20 protein-coding genes are annotated in these 18,573 nt (G+C 38.0%); 6 read left to right on the forward strand and 14 right to left on the reverse strand.

Annotated features, from left to right (window positions below; translation table 11 throughout):
• Positions 1-21 precede the first annotated feature (21 nt).
• Positions 22-1,539 (reverse strand): long-chain-fatty-acid--CoA ligase, encoded by a 1,518-nt coding sequence (locus tag ABES02_RS07840; protein ID WP_430132799.1) that lies wholly within the window; start codon positions 1,537-1,539, stop codon positions 22-24.
• A 143-nt stretch (positions 1,540-1,682) separates the two neighbouring features.
• On the opposite strand from ABES02_RS07840, the gene ABES02_RS07845 reads away from it, so the two are divergent.
• Positions 1,683-2,609 carry a LysR family transcriptional regulator gene (locus ABES02_RS07845; RefSeq protein WP_430132800.1) on the forward strand — a complete coding sequence of 309 codons (927 nt, stop codon included), beginning with the start codon at positions 1,683-1,685 and terminating at the stop codon, positions 2,607-2,609.
• Between the two features lie 384 nt (positions 2,610-2,993).
• Positions 2,994-3,290: a hypothetical protein gene (locus tag ABES02_RS07850; RefSeq protein ID WP_430132802.1), complete on the forward strand. Its 297-nt coding sequence runs from the start codon at positions 2,994-2,996 to the stop codon at positions 3,288-3,290.
• 102 nt (positions 3,291-3,392) lie between these two features.
• Here ABES02_RS07850 and ABES02_RS07855 read toward each other — a convergent pair whose 3' ends face one another.
• The 9 genes from ABES02_RS07855 to ABES02_RS07895 all read right to left on the reverse strand — a co-directional run bounded on the left by ABES02_RS07855 (position 3,393) and on the right by ABES02_RS07895 (position 11,976).
• On the reverse strand, positions 3,393-5,030 hold the full coding sequence (locus ABES02_RS07855) for an Ig domain protein group 2 domain protein (RefSeq protein ID WP_430132804.1): 1,638 nt from the start codon (positions 5,028-5,030) through the stop codon (positions 3,393-3,395).
• 145 nt (positions 5,031-5,175) lie between these two features.
• The gene (locus tag ABES02_RS07860) at positions 5,176-5,310 is read right to left on the reverse strand and encodes a hypothetical protein (protein WP_430132806.1); all 135 of its coding nucleotides are present in this window, start codon (positions 5,308-5,310) and stop codon (positions 5,176-5,178) included.
• A gap of 58 nt (positions 5,311-5,368) precedes the next feature.
• Positions 5,369-6,124 (reverse strand): SDR family oxidoreductase, encoded by a 756-nt coding sequence (locus ABES02_RS07865; RefSeq protein ID WP_430132808.1) that lies wholly within the window; start codon positions 6,122-6,124, stop codon positions 5,369-5,371.
• A 145-nt stretch (positions 6,125-6,269) separates the two neighbouring features.
• Entirely contained in the window at positions 6,270-7,376 is a 1,107-nt protein-coding gene (locus tag ABES02_RS07870; protein WP_430132810.1) for a Ger(x)C family spore germination protein, read from the reverse strand.
• On the reverse strand, positions 7,373-8,479 hold the full coding sequence (locus tag ABES02_RS07875) for a GerAB/ArcD/ProY family transporter (RefSeq protein WP_430132812.1): 1,107 nt from the start codon (positions 8,477-8,479) through the stop codon (positions 7,373-7,375). Before ABES02_RS07875 ends, ABES02_RS07870 begins: the two co-directional genes overlap by 4 nt.
• A complete protein-coding gene (locus ABES02_RS07880; RefSeq protein ID WP_430132814.1) occupies positions 8,464-9,963 on the reverse strand; it encodes a spore germination protein in 1,500 nt (499 codons plus the stop codon). The genes ABES02_RS07875 and ABES02_RS07880 overlap by 16 nt, the downstream gene beginning before the upstream one ends.
• Positions 9,964-10,034: 71 nt before the next feature.
• Positions 10,035-10,307 carry a DUF6508 domain-containing protein gene (locus ABES02_RS07885; protein ID WP_430132816.1) on the reverse strand — a complete coding sequence of 91 codons (273 nt, stop codon included), beginning with the start codon at positions 10,305-10,307 and terminating at the stop codon, positions 10,035-10,037.
• 127 nt (positions 10,308-10,434) lie between these two features.
• Positions 10,435-11,001, reverse strand: a complete 567-nt coding sequence (locus ABES02_RS07890; RefSeq protein WP_430132818.1) for an MOSC domain-containing protein — start codon at positions 10,999-11,001, stop codon at positions 10,435-10,437.
• Positions 11,002-11,094: 93 nt separating this feature from the next.
• Positions 11,095-11,976, reverse strand: a complete 882-nt coding sequence (locus ABES02_RS07895) for a LysR family transcriptional regulator (protein WP_430132820.1) — start codon at positions 11,974-11,976, stop codon at positions 11,095-11,097.
• A gap of 233 nt (positions 11,977-12,209) precedes the next feature.
• Here ABES02_RS07895 and ABES02_RS07900 point away from each other — a divergent pair, with 233 nt between their 5' ends.
• Complete coding sequence (locus tag ABES02_RS07900; protein WP_430132822.1) at positions 12,210-12,836, forward strand: chromate transporter; 627 nt, start codon at positions 12,210-12,212, stop codon at positions 12,834-12,836.
• 16 nt (positions 12,837-12,852) lie between these two features.
• Positions 12,853-13,395 (forward strand): chromate transporter, encoded by a 543-nt coding sequence (locus ABES02_RS07905; protein ID WP_430132824.1) that lies wholly within the window; start codon positions 12,853-12,855, stop codon positions 13,393-13,395.
• Positions 13,396-13,525: 130 nt separating this feature from the next.
• Here ABES02_RS07905 and ABES02_RS07910 read toward each other — a convergent pair whose 3' ends face one another.
• Positions 13,526-14,521 (reverse strand): ABC transporter substrate-binding protein, encoded by a 996-nt coding sequence (locus ABES02_RS07910; RefSeq protein WP_430132826.1) that lies wholly within the window; start codon positions 14,519-14,521, stop codon positions 13,526-13,528.
• A 177-nt stretch (positions 14,522-14,698) separates the two neighbouring features.
• The gene (locus tag ABES02_RS07915; RefSeq protein WP_430132828.1) at positions 14,699-15,616 is read right to left on the reverse strand and encodes a LysR family transcriptional regulator; all 918 of its coding nucleotides are present in this window, start codon (positions 15,614-15,616) and stop codon (positions 14,699-14,701) included.
• Between the two features lie 120 nt (positions 15,617-15,736).
• Here ABES02_RS07915 and ABES02_RS07920 point away from each other — a divergent pair, with 120 nt between their 5' ends.
• Complete coding sequence (locus tag ABES02_RS07920; RefSeq protein WP_430132830.1) at positions 15,737-16,057, forward strand: thioredoxin family protein; 321 nt, start codon at positions 15,737-15,739, stop codon at positions 16,055-16,057.
• A gap of 160 nt (positions 16,058-16,217) precedes the next feature.
• Here the strand turns inward: ABES02_RS07920 and ABES02_RS07925 are convergent, their stop codons facing one another.
• The gene (locus ABES02_RS07925; protein WP_430132832.1) at positions 16,218-16,766 is read right to left on the reverse strand and encodes a DJ-1/PfpI family protein; all 549 of its coding nucleotides are present in this window, start codon (positions 16,764-16,766) and stop codon (positions 16,218-16,220) included.
• A 277-nt stretch (positions 16,767-17,043) separates the two neighbouring features.
• Between ABES02_RS07925 and ABES02_RS07930 the strand changes: the two genes are divergently transcribed.
• Positions 17,044-17,937: a PhzF family phenazine biosynthesis isomerase gene (locus tag ABES02_RS07930; RefSeq protein ID WP_430132834.1), complete on the forward strand. Its 894-nt coding sequence runs from the start codon at positions 17,044-17,046 to the stop codon at positions 17,935-17,937.
• A 94-nt stretch (positions 17,938-18,031) separates the two neighbouring features.
• On the opposite strand, the gene ABES02_RS07935 is transcribed toward ABES02_RS07930, so the two are convergent.
• Positions 18,032-18,478 carry an NUDIX hydrolase gene (locus ABES02_RS07935; RefSeq protein WP_430132836.1) on the reverse strand — a complete coding sequence of 149 codons (447 nt, stop codon included), beginning with the start codon at positions 18,476-18,478 and terminating at the stop codon, positions 18,032-18,034.
• Between the last annotated feature and the right edge of the window lie 95 nt (positions 18,479-18,573).

The raw sequence follows: 18,573 nt of genomic DNA on the forward strand, positions 1-18,573 counted from the left end.
CTAAATTCGTTCTCTATCAATCTAATTAACTTCCACTTTCTCAATACGTAACGCTCTTCTCAAAATCTTACCTGTGCTGTTCTTAGGTAATTCCTTCATAAATTCCACTTGTTTAGGCAGCTTGTACTTTGCAAGCTTGTCTTGGCAGAAATACAGGATGTCATCCGTCGTGATTCCTTCATCATTCGTTACCACAAAAGCCTTCACGATTTCGCCGTACTCTTTATCAGGTATCCCGATCACGGACGTTTCCACTATGGCCGGATGTTGGTATAATACCTCTTCGACTTCTCTTGGATAGACATTGTATCCGCCAACGAGAATCATATCCTTTTTACGATCGACGATATAAATGTATCCTTCTTCATCCATTCGGGCTAAATCACCCGTGTAAAACCAGCCATCTTTCAATGCAGAAGAAGTAGCTTCTGGCATTCCTAAATAGCCCATCATCACATTAGGACCCTTTACAATTAGTTCACCGATTTCTCCTCTTGGAACTTCCATTCCATTCGAATCCACCACTTTATTCTTCACTTCCGGTATATCTATACCCACAGACCCTGGTTTCCGTGTTCCCTTTAACGGGTTGAAAGCTGTTACGGGAGCTGTTTCTGACAGGCCATATCCCTCTAAAACGTGAACTTTAAACTTCTCTTCGAATCTATGTAAAAGTTCAACAGGAATCGAAGCACCGCCTGAAAAACAAGCACGTATCGACGAAAAGTCTTCTGCCGTTGCTCCTGGCACCTGTAACAAAAAGCTAAACATGGTCGGAACTCCTGCAAAAAGCGTCGCTTTTTCTCTCCTAATCGTGTTGATCACTTCAGTTGGGCTAAATTTCGGAACAATGACAATGGCTGCCCCACAAGCAATCGGAATATTGATGCATGTCGCGATACTAAACACATGAAACATGGGAAGAACCGCAATAATACGATCTTCTTCCGTAAACTCTGTAAGCTGGGACGTCGAAGTAACATTGGATGCCAGATTTCGATGGGAAAGCATGGCACCTTTCGGCTTCCCAGTGGTGCCGGAAGTATAAAGAATGACCGCTAAATCATCCTCTTCGATGGAAGGGCTTTCAAAAACCTCTTTTGCATCATGAATAAGATGTTCCCAGGTCCATTCGGACTCGATTGACTCTGTGTAAATCACCATTTTTAAATTATCTAGTTTCTCTCTCAATGGAGATATTGCCACTTCTAAAGAGGAATGAGCAATCACGGCTTTTGCTTGGCTATTCGATAAAATATAGGATATTTCTCCCGCAGTGTAGGCAGGATTAATCGGCACAACCACTGCACCTGCCCGAAGGATCCCATAGTGAGCAATGACAAACTCAGGGCAATTGCTAAGTAATAAAGCGACTTTATCCCCTTTTCTGATGCCTGCGGCAGATAACCCGGATGCAGCACAATCTACTAATTTATCAAGTTCCGCATACGTTGTACTTTGATTCAAAAACGTATAGGCGGTATGATTCGGAAATCTTGCTGCACTATTCTTTAAATTCTCATTCAGATTTAAACTCACCCGTTTCCTTTCCTCCTTTTTTATAGTATTTTAAGAAAATTATCAATTGCTTGAATTTATTATATATATAATTTAAACTTAAATAAATCAACCATTAATGAAGTAAATATAAGCTGTACTTCTATATTAAAAAGGAGGAACCTATGCATATCGAACAATTGGAGTATATTGTAAAGGTTGCTGAAACAGGCTCGATTTCAATCGCTGCAGAAAACCTACATGTATCTCAATCGGGAATCAGTCAATCGATTACTAGATTAGAAGAGGAGTTGGGCGTTAAACTATTTAAACGCCATCGACGACTTGGCGCTGTTCCAACTAATGAAGGAAAAACTTTAATTAAAAAGGCATACGAGGTATTAGTCCGACTTCAAGAATTTAAAGAGGAAGCCCAATCTTTCAACACAGTCATTGCGGGAAATTTAAAGTTATCATCTATACCTGGCTTTATGCTGTTCCTGTTAGAACCTTTATCTTCCTTTAAAAATGCTTTTCCAAATGTGGATATAGAAGTCTCAGAAAAAGGCACTCAGCATATTATTGAACTTGTCGAAAATAATCAGATAGACATCGGCCTAATCACGATTTACGAGGATTTAATTAAAAAAAGAGAAGATCTACTATTTGAAGTAATACTTGAAGGAAAGATGGAGGTGTACGTCAGCAAATCGTCTCCTTTTGCGTTAAATAAATCTATAACTCCCCAACAATTGATGACCCAAAATGTTATTTTATATAATGGTGATTATGTAAAACGCTTTGCCAATGATTTAATTAGTAAATTTGGGCCAATGAATATATTATTTACCACGGATAATACTGAGGTAATAAAAAAAGCGATTTTAGAGGGATTGGGAATAAGCTTCGGACCAGACTTTTCTATCAAAAATGATCCTTATGTATTAAGCGGCGAAATCGTTCCTATCGAAATCATCAATTACGAACAGATAAAGATAGGTGTAGGATGGGTACGCTCGGAGAATAATCATTTTTCCATCAACACAAAGAAATTTTTAGATCATTTTAAGTTCCATTCTCGAATGCTGAGTCATACATCTCATCATGATTAAAGAGAAAAAACTCAATGAAACTTGGTGCTAATTGCTAATTTATATATTTATATATATAAAGCTACCTGTCTCTCATAACAAGAGACAGGCAGCAGGAATTAGTTTTAAATTATTTAATGTCTAATGCAGCTTTAATATCTTGGAGTGTTTTTCCTTTATACTTTTCATCTGGTTTTTTAACATTATCAAAAGCTGGATTTTGCGTTAAGAAGTTCTTTCCAACAAATGAAAAGTCCTTTACGTCCACAACACCATCATAGTTAATATCAGCATTACGGTCGTAGTTGGTATCACTAGTATGTGCCCCCCAGCTTGCTTGAATCGCAAGAGCATCGTTAAATTATTTGATCAAAATCTTGTTTTATATAATGGTGAATATGTGCGATGGTTTGGAACGATTTTTTTAATAACTTCAAGCCTATTAATGTCTTATTTACATCGAATAATGTTGAAGCCATTACGAGAGCTGTTGCAGAGGGTTTGGCGATTACTTTTGCTCCTGATTTCTCGCCAAATTATAATCCTTATTCCAAAAACAGTGAGATTGTTCCTTTGAGCATTGAAAACCATGAACATATGGATATGTCCTATGGTTGGATACGACCCAAGAATAAACATTTTTCTTATGTTGGAAACGAGTTTATTAACTATATCAAAAGTGAATTACCAAGTAGGTTCTAAAGTAAAATTGTTAAACTAAAACAGACGCCAATCTAGATTGGCGTCTGAACAATTAATCTATTTAACGTTTATTTTTGGGGACCGCTTGGAACGTTGTTTCTACTAATTACTGATCACAATATCATCAAAATTGATCCTCATCCCCGTTGTCCCTGATACGACGATTCGGATTCGGACAGGAGCCGTTTGAGTAAGGGTAAAGGTTTTAACTGTTAAAGTGGATGAACTTGAATTCGTACTTCCAACGTTTGTCCATGTCGTGCCGCCATTTGTGGACATTTGTAGCTGCCAATTGGCTCCGCTGTCGGAACTGAAATTGGCATGGGAAATTTGAATGCTCTTTGCCCCGCTTACATCGAAGTTCATCTTAATGGATCCGGATGACCGGACACGTGCAGACTGCAAGCCCGTTTTCTTATCCCCTGATAAATTACCGATAAGCGCATTATCAAAATACCAAGAACCACTCGCAAGTGTAACATTGCCTGCAGTATAGGCTGTTTTCGTTCCAGACTCAAATTTTTCATTTATGGTTGTCGTTCCACCAGATCCGCTAGATCCATAACCGTAAGACCCGGATTTAAAGGTTGATGGATCGTACCATTTATAGCCTGCAGCAGGTGCATCCCACGGTTCTGCTACCGGTTCTGTCGATGTTTGCGGGTTTTCTATTGATAGCAAGGAGGTTGGCTGGTCAAGCTGCAATCCACTAACCTCAGATAATGCGGTATAGCTTTCTTGTTTTGATAACCAATCTATGATATTCACTAGTAAAGTACCGTCATTCTGTTCTTTAAAACCATCATAGGTTGTTTTCTTAGCCCCTGTTTCCTCACGTAAATATTTCGGAGTCGCATCTTCTATTGGCGAGGAATCACCAATAAACCCTGCCTTACCTAATCCTAACTTGGAAATCGCTACAAAAGGACCCTCTGCCCTTCCCCCGCCATTATATACTCCTTGGTCGACAGCGTTGCCCCAGGCCGTTGTCGTTGAAGGAAGATAGACAATTCCCTTTGCCTTGTTGGGATCGGTAATCGCTAATGTTGATCCAGCATGCATGGCAACTGTAGCGACGCCTGAGGTAATTCTAAACGCCTGACTCGGTGCTACAATATCATTGGCTGTCACATCGCCAATCGCATTGTAGCGGAATCGGATACCGAAGTTGGTTGACAGCCAGTCAGATCCTGTTACACCCTGCATCGCTGCAGAGGAGGCTTCCTCTGTTCCCATTCCCTTTGTTGGATTGGAATAGGCTCCTCGGCGGTAGCCATTAAAGACCTCCGATGCATCCCAGCGGTTTTTGTTACGGTCTGCGTTATAATGATCGCCAATAAAAAAGATACTCCCGCCATTTTGGACATATTGGGTCATGGCTGCCTGCTCGGAAGTTTTGTAAGGGATATTCGCTTCCCCAATCACAAACACATCGTACCCTTGTAAATCTTGATAGGTAATCGAAGTGTTTTTACGCAGCTCTTTTGCATAATAGCCTTTATTGGCTAAGGCATTCGCAAAATCGGAGAAACCTCCATCCAAAACCCAGTCTGCTGCTCCTGCTGTTTGCCCGTGGGTATTATCAAATAAAACCTTCTTGCCATTCGCTGTCCCGACTGGTTGCAGCTGTGGTGCAGGATCGAGCGAATTTTCGGCTGAAACATTGGGTGTTAAATTAAAGTAAACTGAAGACAAAAGCAATAGTACTAATGAAAAAACTGATACACTTTGACCTATCATTCTTTTCACACCTTTTTGTCTATTCCTCACTAAAATAACACACTAATGTTGATAGAATGTTAAGAATTGTTAAATTTATAAATTTTCCCAATATGCTTGAAAAGTTAAAAACCTACTTACGTCAAATGTAAGTAGGTTTTATTTTTTATTCACTGTTTTGTGTGGTATTAAAGAATTCAGCCTGATCTTTTTTGTCGGACTTTACCTTGTTGTTGTTTTTGCCCATTTTTCCATCTGATTCATAACTTAGATTCTCCGGTGCTATTTTATTCTTTTCCATAACTTCACCCTTTCAATACTAATTTGTCCATCTATCATTTTATAAATAAATATTTTTTCTATTTTGTCACCTTTTTATTTCTCAGATATTCCTCAAATGTAATTCTTCCACTTTTTTGAGTAAAATTGGTGTTTTTTCCGTCGAAGAAAGATTTGAAAAGTTTTCCTGGTAAAGGCATGCTTAAAACTTTATTGGTTTCATTATTTATCTTAATCTTCAACTCCGTCATTTCTCTTAACGTCATTATTTCTGGTCCGCCAAAGTCATCAGCTCTTCCTTGAGGACCACTATCAATTAAATCAATTAAATGATTGGCAAATTCACCAACATCCACGCTTTGGAATTTCATGCTTCCTGGAATTACATACCTTTTTAAGAGAGGATTTGACATAAGTAAATGTTCAACAAAGCCGTGGAACTGAGTTGCGCGTACAATGGAATAAGGAATAGAACTATTTTTTAACAATTCTTCTGCTTCGAATTTAAGTTTATAATAGTTCAATGGTATTTCCTCGATGCCAACAATGGACGGATAAATAAAATGCTTTATGTGATGCAGCTTACTTAATAACATCTCAAAGCCTGAAACTTCAATTGATCTTGAATTTTTAACTGGGCTTGTTGCTGCGTGAATAATGACCTCTGCATCTTTTACTGCTTCATCTATACCTTCACCAGACAATAAATCGCTATAAATCCACTTGAAATCTTCTATCCCTTCCGGTTTTCTTCTCGAAGTTATTCTAACTTTATTATCAGAACCTTTTAGTTTATTTAACAAAGCTTTACCTAGCTGTCCTGTTGCACCAGTCACCAATATCCTCAAGCACAACCCACCCTTTCTACTGAATTATCCTCGTATTCTAATATTCAGATGTTGGGGTCTTTATTCAATAATCCTGCTAGGGTGGCTTGTTCTTATTCAGTTGGAATACTTAGCGACTAACCATTTCTAAAATCTAAAATACATTGCCTGTTTTCATAATGTTTACCCTTACTATCGGTTCCATTTGCACCTTTTTATATTCTTCATCCCAATTCATTTTCTTCCATAATTCTGGGTGAAAACTAGAGATTCGTCTTCCAATCCCCAATGCATCACAATTGGCTTGCTGTAAAGTGTTTGCGATTTCCTTTGCTTGTTTAGTTAATTCGTCAGAAAGATCTTGATTTAATTTTTTAATATTTAGTTCTTTTTTTAAATCTTGAGGATAGTTTTTCATCACAACATTCATTTTGAGATTAATTTTGCAGGTTATTTTATTATTTTGATCCACTAGAACCTCTTGGTTTCGTCTCAAATCGTTCGTTGCAAAAGAAATGGAACGGCTGTTGTTTTCAGGCCCCAGTATGATAGACATAGTGATCGCCCTGCTTAATTGATCCATTAATCCCAATAGTAAATTGCTTTTATCTCTTGAAATGGTGGTACCTGTGTATTGGTCGCCGTTAAATAGGGCTACTCCAGCCACTTCCACTTTATTCGCCTCTGTTCTTTCAAGATAAGGTAATATAAAATCTATTCCAGGATCTAATATACTTTTCCATACCCAGAATATATTTTCTTTCGGTATGACCGTTTCCGCTTCTGCTTCATTTAGCATTTGTAAGATGACAAATGCAATGGGACTTTTCTTTATTTCCATTGCAAGAATCTCTTTTGCTTTCCCTTTACTTATGACAATTTTGGAAGACATATAAGAATCTGTATTTCGATAAAAAACCTCAACGAATGGATGAATCCCTTTTTTTGCTAGTTCTTCCCCTATCATAACCACATGCGCTTTACTAGCATCTAATTCACCCGCTATTTTACTGTTAAAATCTAAACCTAAACCAACCACAGTCGGTCTTACAGATGATACTAGTTCATCCTGTATCTCAAATTGTCCTCCACCCTTACTTTGTATGTTTAATGCTCTAACCGATGATTTAATTTTCCCCTCTTTCGTTACATCAAAACTGATTCCGTTTACCAGCGTTCGATTTACCAGAAGCCGCTGGTCCCAACAGCCAGTCAATAGGATAGGAATCATACCTACCATCACTATGAGTATTTTTCTCAAGCAGATTCACTCCTTTCATGTTTATTAAATAAGAACGAAAGGATTAAAAGCAAAGTTGGGATAATAAAAACTATCCCATAATTCAAATACGAAACATATTTGTTAAATTGAGTTATGATTGCGTCATCATGCGGAATCAATGTAATCAAAAAAATGATGAATCCATTCATCAAGACTACTTTTGTGTAATTCTTCTTTTCTACATTCATACTCTTACTTGCAAAAAATAAATAGGCAATAACGGAAGTAGACATCGGGACAATCCATATCGACAGAAACATGAGATCGATCCGATCAATCATTTTATAAGATATTCCCCTAAGTAAATTAATAACGGGTTCTCGCATTTGTACCAGCTGATCTGTACTAAAACTAATGATAGTAAGGAAGAAAAAATAGGTGTAAAAAAGGGTGATTGAAATGTTGGCCATTGAAACGGTCTTTAATACACCTTTTTTATTTTGAATAATGAATGGGAAGATAAATAACAGCCCTTCAAATCCTAACATCGAAAGCAGAGAATTCTTACTGCCCATTAATATATTTTTTAATCCAGAACCGCCAATTGGAAGAATGTATTGAATCTCTTTAGGAGTAAACCAACTTAAAAAAGATGTAAAAAATAATAACAGGATTAAGGAGGTCGCTAGGACAAAGAATCTTGCCATGACTCTTAAGTCGCTAATGGTTAAATAAATGCATGGAATCAAAATGAGTAAGGATATCATCCAACCCGGTGTTAAAGGCAATAACCATAAATTTATGATTTTAATAAATAATATGGCGGCTAACCCTCCGACTAGGATGAAATTCATATAAATGAAAAGGTTAAGCATTTTTCCTACAAAACGTCCGAGTATCTTTTGAGTGATTTCCGTATAAATAAGATTAGGAAATCGTTTAAGTAAAAGCCAGTAGATCACGAGCATGATTTGAACAGCCACCCCTGCAATAAGGGTAGAAATCCAGCCGTCCCCTTTTGCCGTTTTCCCCACGACATTCGGCAATGATAAAAGTCCCACGCCAATTTGACTTTGAATTAAAATAAAAAACAGCTGAAATTTTGTAATAGAATGATTATTTTCCGTCATTTCTTCTTCCACGCCCTTGTTTTTCCTTGCTGATTTTCGTAAGCTGGCTTTGCGTCAGTCGGTCGCGTATTTAACTTCCATATTGGCAGTCTTATGAACGAATCCTTTAAATCTTCTTTCTTAAATGGGGCTAATGGTGAAAAATAAGGAGTTCCAAAAGAATCTAATTTACTTAAATGCATAAAAATAAACATAAATACTAATACAATCCCGAAAAATCCAAACAAGGTGGCAGCGATTATCATTGGAAAGCCTAATAACCTTGCACTAGTTCCCATTTCATTGATAGGTGCCACAAATGAAGCTATGGCCGTAAAACCAATCACCACAATCATCATATTCGATACGATATGAGCATCTACTACCGCAGTCCCAATGACTAATCCCCCGACAATTCCGATTGTTTGCGCGATCGGTGAAGGCAATCGGATCGAAGCTTCTTTTAATAGCTCCAAAATGATTTGCATAGCTAAAGCTTCCATAAATGGAGGAAAGGGAACATATTCTAATGAAACCCTGATGGAATATAGAATTCCAATCGGAAGCACCTCTGAATGAAACGAGACAATGGCTATGTAAATGGCTGGCAAACTAATCGTGACAATAAAACTAAAGACGCGCATTAATCGAAAGAAAGAACCCACGAACCAACGGCTATTATAGTCATCAGGGGCTTGAAAAAACGAAAAAAAAGTGATTGGAACGACCATTACGCGCGGATCTCCATCCATAATAATCGTAATTTTTCCTTCGGTTATATAAGACACTGCTCTGTCTGGTCTTTCGGTAGCTAGAATATGAGGAAAGGGAGAATAGGGGGAATCTTCAATAAGTTCCTCTAATTCTCCAGTTGAATAAAGGTGATCTAATTCAATTGATACTAATCTCCGCTCCACTTCGTTAATAAGCTCTTTGTTAGCAAGATCGTCCAGGTAAACCATGCCCACTTTCGTATTCGTAAGGCTGCCAATCGTAAAAAATTTCACCTTTAATTTCGGACTTTTAATTCTTTTTCTTAATAGTTGGAGATTTGAATCAAAACTTTCTATAAATCCATCATGAGCACTTTTTATGCTTCGCTCGTTATTTGGTTCCTGAATAGCCCTTGCTTCTATTCCTCCTACCGATGCCGTATAGGCGTGGGAATCGTTTTCTAGCAAAATCACACAGGATCCATCTAATAACTTTTTCCCTGCATCTGGAATTATGGAAGTCATTTCAATCTCTGTGGACAGGACTGTTTTTTCAATATCACCCACTTGCATTTCTAAAATGGGCTCGATAATAGACGATTGGAGAAGCTCCTTTTTCAGCATCGATTCAAGATAAAGAATGACACACTTTTGGTTATTAAATAACAGTTCCTTTTTCATTAAATCTTCCGTATGGCAAAAATGTTCTTGTAACATTTTTATATTTTCATCAATATTATCTGAAAGTTGTGCCACTTTATTTGAACGAATAGATAATGATGAATTCTCCTTAAAGAAACTCATTTATGAAAACTCCTTAAAAGTCTGGATTTTCATTATTATTTCCGTAATTTCCCCTCATATTCCAAGAACGCTTATGGACCACCACTACCTTCCTGTTTTAGATAAAAAACTACATCCTTTAATCTATAGAGAATATTCAAAAACACTTTTCCCTTTGCAGCAGAGGCCCACGCCCCATCACAGATACGCTCTTGACGAACATAAAAGGTTAAAATAGCTTTTAACAATTCCAAATCAGCAGTAGGAATAGCTGCGGAGAGGTTATGGTCTTTTATCTTTTCATTTAAGTATTCCAGGTAATTGCTTTTTAATATATCTGTTATATACGCTCTTAATAAATTCATTTAACTGATCATCATATTCTGGGTAGCCAGAATCCCATATACAGAATTCTAAATCTTCATTTTCAAAGTAAGGTATATACTTTATTAGCTTTTTATAATCCCCCATCCGGCTCTCCCCCTTTGCTAATTATTGCATCGGATTTGTAAAATCATTAATTAAAATTTGAACTTCATCATTTTCGTGAATTTTTCCAGGACTTTCTACCGCACATACGATACCTCGCTTCTTATAACCTGCGCGTACAAAATGGAAAGATAACTTCTCATGATCTTCATAATGCTTTTGAATCTCATCTCCAGGTAAAGTGCAGGGCTGATTTTCCCCCATACATATTAATCCTGCACCGCTTGGAAATAGGATACGAGAGCCCATGGGGAGTTTCGTTAATTCTGGATATCCCCTTATCAAGAGATTAGCTCCCAACCACTCAGGCAGCAAAGATTCGACATTTAATTCTTCTGCCATCCTATCTAATTCTTCCACAGACACAATCGTTATTTGGCGGCGGTTAAGAATCTCTGTTCCTCTGGGATACATCGGCTGTCTTGAATCAGCCTTACTGGTCACGCCAAAGTGGCGGTCCCCGCGAATCCCCCCAAATTCAAGATTTGTTTCTGAAATTCTTCTGGTTACAAATGTCTCTGGATTATCTGCTATTAATACCGCCTTTATGTTTGCCCATACTTTTTCCAATAAGAAAACTCCTTCCCTACAAACATTTCCTATCATGCATAATCTATAATTAATCCCTCACAACCTTGACTCGCTCCGCTTTATGTAATCAACTCATTCTTTTTTAAGGATAAAATCCAAAAATTTAGTAACACCTAATTTATTGAAGCGGTGAAATTTTTTCACTAGCCATAAATTCCTTATCATTTTTACTCCTATGATTTGCACTTCTCGTAATGTCCCTTGCTCTAATTCTTTGGCTACAGTTATCCTGGGCAGAATACTAATCCCTAGGCCTGCCTCTACAGCGCTTTTTATCGCTTGGGTACTCCCTAACTCCATATAACTCTCGATTTTTTCTAATATTCCATTTTCCCTTAGCATATTTTCTACGATCAGACGTGTCCCGGAAATGGATTCACGCCAAATAACTCTTTCATTAGCCAGCTCTTCTATGTTAATTTGAACGCCCCATGAATGATCAGGTGAACAAACGAGAATCAGCTCATCATCTGCATATTTCTCGACTGTAAGATTACCGTTGTCAACGATACCCTCCACCATAGCTAAGTCGATGACATCATTGGTTAAATCCTCTAAAACACCCGGCGTATTTTTAATCGTTAAGATCACTTTTATCTCAGGCATTTCCTTTTTAAAACGCCCAAGCAGGCTGGGCAATAAATATTCTCCGATAGTAAAGGTAGCACCGACATGGAGTGTGGTATTATGCTCCCCAGTTGACTGTTTAATTACTTCACTGGAGCGATAAAAGTCATTCACGATAGATTTGGCAAATGGATAGAGCATTTTTCCGGCCTCTGTAACTCTCATTTTCCCTTCTGTTCTATCGAATAACAGCGTCCCATAATAGTTTTCAAGTTGGTGGATTTGTCTCGTTACAGCTGGCTGCGTGACATAACTTAATCTTGCTGCTTGACTGATGCTTCCTTCATCCACAACCAAACAAAACATTTTTAAATTTTCAATGTTCAACGAAACATCCCCCTTCTCCATTTATTTTGAACTCTTTATGAAATATCGTACCACATAGAATCTAAAAATCAGATATTTCCACTTGGGTATAACAATTTATTATACCCTATAATTTTGTTGCAATTTCTACTTCTTGACTCATCTGATACCATAATAGTGTAACCATCATTTAAAACAGGTTCCAAAAATATTATTCCAATAGAAAAAGATCGTACTAAGGGAGAAGGATAGAAATGAAAGAAGAATGGATGAAGCTGGTTCAACTATTTTGGACCTTTTTTAAAATTGGCCCCGCTACATTTGGCGGTGGTTTTGCGATGATCCCATTAATAGAACGGGAAATAGTAGAAAAGAAAAAATGGCTAGAGAGTGATGACGTTACAGATTTGTTTGCATTAGCGCAATCTGTCCCTGGAGCGGTTGCTATTAACTCGGCAACCTTTATCGGACACAAAATAGGCGGTGTCAAAGGGGCACTGGCCGCGATGATTGGTGTTTCGTTACCAACCTTTTTAATTGTTCTATCCCTAGGAATATCTTATCTATTCATTCATGATAATCCGAAGATAGAGGCTGCCTTTGTTTCCATCAGAGCGACTATTTTAGCCATCATTGTTTATGCTGCCATTAAAACGATAAAAACATCCATCGTGGATAAAACTACGTTTTTTATCACACTCATTGGCGTTCCGGCATTATTCTTCATTCATCCTGTCTTAGCCATTTTCCTTGGAGCTTTATCAGGAGTCATTTTAATTCTGATCAAAAGAAAACTTGGCTACAGAATAATGACAAAAAAAGACAAAGGAAAAGTTACATCCTATAGCAGCAGTGATTATTTTATTGGGGATGGAATATAAGTGGGAGGAAAACTAAATGGTGTTGTGGCAGCTGTTTAAAACATTTTTTTGGATAGGTTTGGTTTCATTCGGTGGGGGATATGCGATGATTCCAATTATAAACTCGGAAGTTACCCGTTTCGGTTGGATTTCAACTGAACGATTTACCAATTTAATTGCCATTTCAGGGATGTCACCAGGTCCAATTGCAACCAATAGCGCAATTTTAGTTGGGTATTCAACTTCCGGGTTAGCTGGGGCCATCATATCAGCCATTGCTATTATAATTCCCTCTATTATATTGGTCATTCTAATCGCTTCGTTTTTTAAAAAGATGCATGATAATAAATTCGTTCAATCCATGTTTTATGGATTAAAGCCTATCGTTACTAGTTTAATCATTTATGCATCTATAAGTTTTGCCTTTTCAAATGACTTGCTTACTTATAATATTTCATTTCGAATGGTAAGCCAGCTGTTGATCTTTGGATTATCCTTATTAGCATTAGTAAAATTCCGTTGGCATCCTATTTATGTCATTATCCTTTCAGGATTAGTAGGCGTGGCCCTCTATACCTAAACTTTTAAAAAATAGGCCCAGTTAAACTTGGCGGTTAATTTCCGCTCCAGGCGCACGCTTTCCTCGGAAGTTGAGCTCCTGGAGCGGAAATACCATTGTTGCAAAATCAATAATGAACTTTAAGATAAATTTATTCTCCCACTATCTTAGCATCCTTTAGCATTTCGTCCGTTAAAGTGATTCCTTCCTCCTGTGCTGCCTTTTTGTTGATGAACAACTGAAGGTTTTCCGGGAATCCGACTGGAATTTCGCTTGGTTTTTTTCCTTTTAGAATTTCCACAGCCATTTTACCGGTTGTGTAGCCTAAGTCGTGGTAGTCAAAACCATAAGATGCGAAGGTTCCGCGTTTTACAGAGTCGCCTTCACCGACGAAGGTTGGAATATCTTTATCATTGGCCACTTTTATTACTGCTTCCAGAGCGGAAACGACGGTGTTGTCCTTTGGAATGTATAATACGTCTGCACGCCCTACCATTGACTCGGCTGCCTGTTTTACTTCGGAACTAGCTGTTATGGTAGTTTCAACCGTCTCCAGCCCAGCTGCCTCTATTGCTTTCTTAGCGTTCTTAACATTTACAACAGAGTTAGGTTCACCATTGTTATAGATGATTCCGACCTTCTTGGCATCAGGAATAAAGGTTTTAATCGCGGCAATTGTTTTCGCTATCGCATCTGGGTGTGTATCAGATGTGCCCGTCGCATTCCCGCCTGGCTTGTCTAGGCTTTGGACAAGTTGGGCCCCGACTGGATCTGTAATAGCAGTAAACAGGACTGGAATATCCTTTGTTGACTTGACGACTGCCTGAGCGCTTGGGGTAGCGATAGCCAATATAAGGTCATTCTTGTCTGCAACCAAGTTTTGGGCAATGGACATATTATTGTTCATATCTCCCTGAGCATTTTGGAAATCAAGCTTCAAGTTCTTTCCTTCTTCATAGCCTGCATCCTTCAGGGCAGCGATAAACCCTTCGCGCGCAGCATCAAGAGACGGATGCTCGACAATTTGGGAAATACCTATCTTTACCACTTTCTCTTTCTTCGCTCCGGCTGTTTCCTTACTCCCTGCTCCGCATGCAGAAAGTAACAATAAAACTGCACACAATAATAATCCTAAACTCCTTTTCATCCCTTTTCCCCCTTAAATTCTACTATGTATTTTCCTGGTAAAAGATAAAGAAACTCAGTCTCCCTTCTATTCTAATATTTTATAAAAATTTATAATATTCCGATTTTATCATGTGCAGTACGTTTAGGACAATAAAATTTTACATTTTATTGTATTCCATTGGTACTGACCATAAAATCATGTATTTTTTTTCACAACAACAGAATGATAGCTGTTAAACAATTTTAAAGATAAATTCTTTGTGAATTCTTGTGCCTCATGAATAAACGCAGTTATGGCAGGGCTAGTATATTCTGTTGAACGTACCTCAAGCCCTAAATTTTGGTACACTTGCGGACTTAAATAGGAAGCAGTAACTTTGGACAAGGTTGTCGGAATGGCCAACTCCGGAAGAATGGTATTTCCAACCCCTTCTTGGACCATAGCAATGATGGTAGCGATGTCACTGACTTCAAATTGAATATTAGGAGTGTATCCTTGTTCTTTAAAGATTGACCGAATGACATTACCACATTCTTTTGGCATGATGAAAGGCTCACTGGCGATATCCCTTGCCTGGATGAATGATTGATTACTCAATGGATGATTTTCGGGCACAAAAACAACCATTTTATCCTGCAACAAAGGAATAAATTCAAGTTCATGTCTTTCCTCAGTGACCACTCCAATATCCACAACTGATAATTTAAGCCAATTTTTTACCTCTTCATAATTTCCTTCATAGAGAACCACTTCTACACCTGAAAATCGCTTTTTAAAGGAGCTGATCATTCCTGGCAATAGTTTAGCTGACATGCCTGAAATGCTCCCAATTCTGATTGTTCCCGTTTCAAGTCCTGTAATCCCTGTTGCTTCATTGATGATTCTTGTTTTAATCATAATTAGATCTCTTACCAAGCTTGTGATGCGTTCTCCGACTTTTGTTAAGCTGACACCATTCCTGTGTCGTTTAAATAATTTTATGTTTAGTTCTGATTCCAACGCTGCTACCGCTTGGCTGACTGCCGATTGCGAGAGACCGATTTGCTCTCCGGCTTTGGTAAAGCTTTTCGTTTCCACTACTTTTAAGAGTACTTCTAATTGAAATAGAGTCATGGGACACCTCTTTTTATGCATTAGTTTTTACTAATGTTTGTTATTCAAAGTATTAATTTTACTTATACCATACGTCATCATATACTACAATCAACAACCAATAGAAAGGTGTGGAAGTTCATGAGTATTTTACAGGCAGAAGGACAGGACATACTGAAAGAGATCAAAACAAGTCAGTCGGTGCTTATTGATTGCTGGGCCCCATGGTGTCCGCCTTGCCGATTGATTGGAGCCGTTTTGGAGGAGATTGATCTGGAATTTGATTTAAAAATTGTGAAAGTAAATGCCGATGACAATGCTGAGTTTATAAGCGAGTATCAGGTATTGGGAATTCCTACTTTATTGCTTTTTCGCGAGGGTCAGCTTGTCAAGAGGATAACTGGTTTTCAGCCTAAAGGGATGCTTGTTGAAACCCTAAGAGAGCATGGATTGGTAGAATAAAGAATCCTGAAAAGCTATCATCATTATCAGTTTAATGCCAGTTGAAAGAGCAGGAACTTCTAAATAGTCCTGCTCTTTAGTGGTATAAATTTTTCTAGTTCAACTTAAATTACAATTAGTGTCTTCTTTCTAATTCCTACTCTTTCAGATAAGTGTTTCTTTATTTTAATAGATTAATAAATTCTTTCATAAATCCCGGAAGATCTGGCCATGCGTGCGCCGAGACGAGATTGCCTTGAACATGAAGAGGATTTTCTATATAGGTTGCCCCAGCTGCCTCCACGTCAGGCTTGCAGGCAATATAGGCGGTCAATTCTCGGCCTTCCAAGTATTGACGAACGGTTGTTAACACCTGACCTGCATGGCATATAGCCGCCACAGGTTTATTTGCTTCAAAAAAATGGGCAACAATTCTTGGAACATTTTCATTTAAACGGATGTATTCAGGAGCCCTTCCTCCTGGAATAATGAGCCCATCAAATTCCACCGGATTCACATCTTCAAACGCTAACTGTGCTTCAATTAAGTATCCCTTGCTTTCTGTATAAGTATCCCATCCAATGAAGTCATGTACTACTGTTTGCAGTTTCTTTTTGGATGGTGCTGCAATTTGTACATGATATCCCTCTTCAAGACACCGAAAAAACGGATAGTAAATTTCTAAAGCCTCCACGGCATCTCCAGCCAAGATTAATACTTTTTTGGACACTCTAACAACTCCCTCTCTTAAAATATTTGGCGAAAGCCTATATTTATATATTCAAAATTCTCCCTATAATTTCCTTAAATTTAAAAATAAATTGTCATCTTTGTCCAAAAAATAAGTGGGTAAATATTTCTTATTGTAGTAAATAAGTAGAACAAGAAATTAATATTGTTGGTTATGTTGACAAAAGAAATAATAGTCGGATAGAGTTTTGGGTAGCGATGACTTAGTAATCTTTTTCGATTAGATTATAAAATGATGAAAATAGGGGATATGGCGAATGAAATCAATTACAGTTTATCATTACGATGCATTTAGTACAGAACCCAATAAAGGCAATCCTGCAGGAGTAGTTTTAAACGGAGCCGACCTGACAGATCAGGAAATGCAAGAAATAGCCTTTAAAGCAGGCTTTAATGAAACAGCTTTTCTACTGAATTCGGATGCTCCTGATCTTAGAATACGTTATTTTACACCAGGTCATGAAATGAATCTATGTGGTCACGGTACAATCGCTTCCATCTATGCCCTAATAAAGAACGGATTATTAATGCAAAAAAATTCATTAACCATTGAAACACTTGCTGGAAACCTGCCCATAAAGATTAACGCCCTTTCAGGTGATGACATTCAAATCACCATGCAACAGGCTTCACCTCAGTTTGCAGAATTTAAAGGATCAGTGGAAGCGTTGGCTGACGCCATTGGGCTGGTAAAAGGGGATATTGATGATGCTTTGCCAATCCTTTATGGCAGTACAGGTATTTGGACTTTATTGATACCAATCAAAAGCCTCGAAACTTTTAATAAAATGGAACCTAACAACGAATTATTCCCTGCCGTTTTAACGGAGTTACCAAAGGTATCTCTTCATCCTTTTTGCTTAGAAACTTATGATGCTACTGCCCATATGCACGCCCGGCACTTTTCGTCCCCTTATTCCGGAACAATCGAGGACCCAGTTACCGGGACCGCATCAGGTGTAATGGGCGCCTATTATGCGAAATACATAAACAGCCATTTTGAAAAGACTCTACATCTTAAAGTAGAACAGGGACAGGAAATGAATAAGGATGGCCGGGTTATGGTGCATGTTACGAAAAATAAAGGTCAATATGCGATAGAAATCACTGGAAGCGCCGTATACGTTAAGGAATTTGAAGTGGGTTTATAGATAGGGACAGTTAATTAACATGGTTAAGAGCTTTTTAGTTTCAGAAGAAAAAGCCGCAGTCAGAGGATTATTGCCTAACTGCGGCCCTAGATTCTTATTCTTTTCCGAGGCTTTTTATCATCCTCAAGACTAATGGGCTTGTATGATTCGGTAACTCCTCAATTGGAAAAAATCCAGCATCAATCGTTTCTTGACCATCTATTTTGATATTACTGTTTTTAATGTCTTTTGAAATATAGGCAATGGTAACAGGATAAAATTCATCGCCATTTGGCAATTTCCTATAATACTGCTCCCCTGAATAAACTTCTGTTAACTGAAGTTTACCTACTTCAACCCCAGTTTCTTCAAATACTTCTCTTCTTGCTGCATCTTCTGCAGATTCTCCTAGTTCTAACAATCCGCCTGGAAGCGCCCAGATTCCCTCCGGTCTTTTTTGTAAAAGAATTTTACCCTCATCATCTATTGCAGCCACGACAGCGCCTACTAGAATAAGCGCCTTCGTTCCGATTAGTTTTCGCAAATCTTCGATATAGCCCATCTGATGCCTCCAAAAATTATCTAACTATATGTATCATATTAACACATGGAACATGACCCGCATGAAAAAAAGCCTTAGTCAAAGGGGACTATAGC

Origin of the sequence: Neobacillus pocheonensis (genome assembly GCF_050477905.1) — a bacterium.
Classification (GTDB): Bacteria; Bacillota; Bacilli; order Bacillales; family Cytobacillaceae; genus Neobacillus; species Neobacillus pocheonensis_A.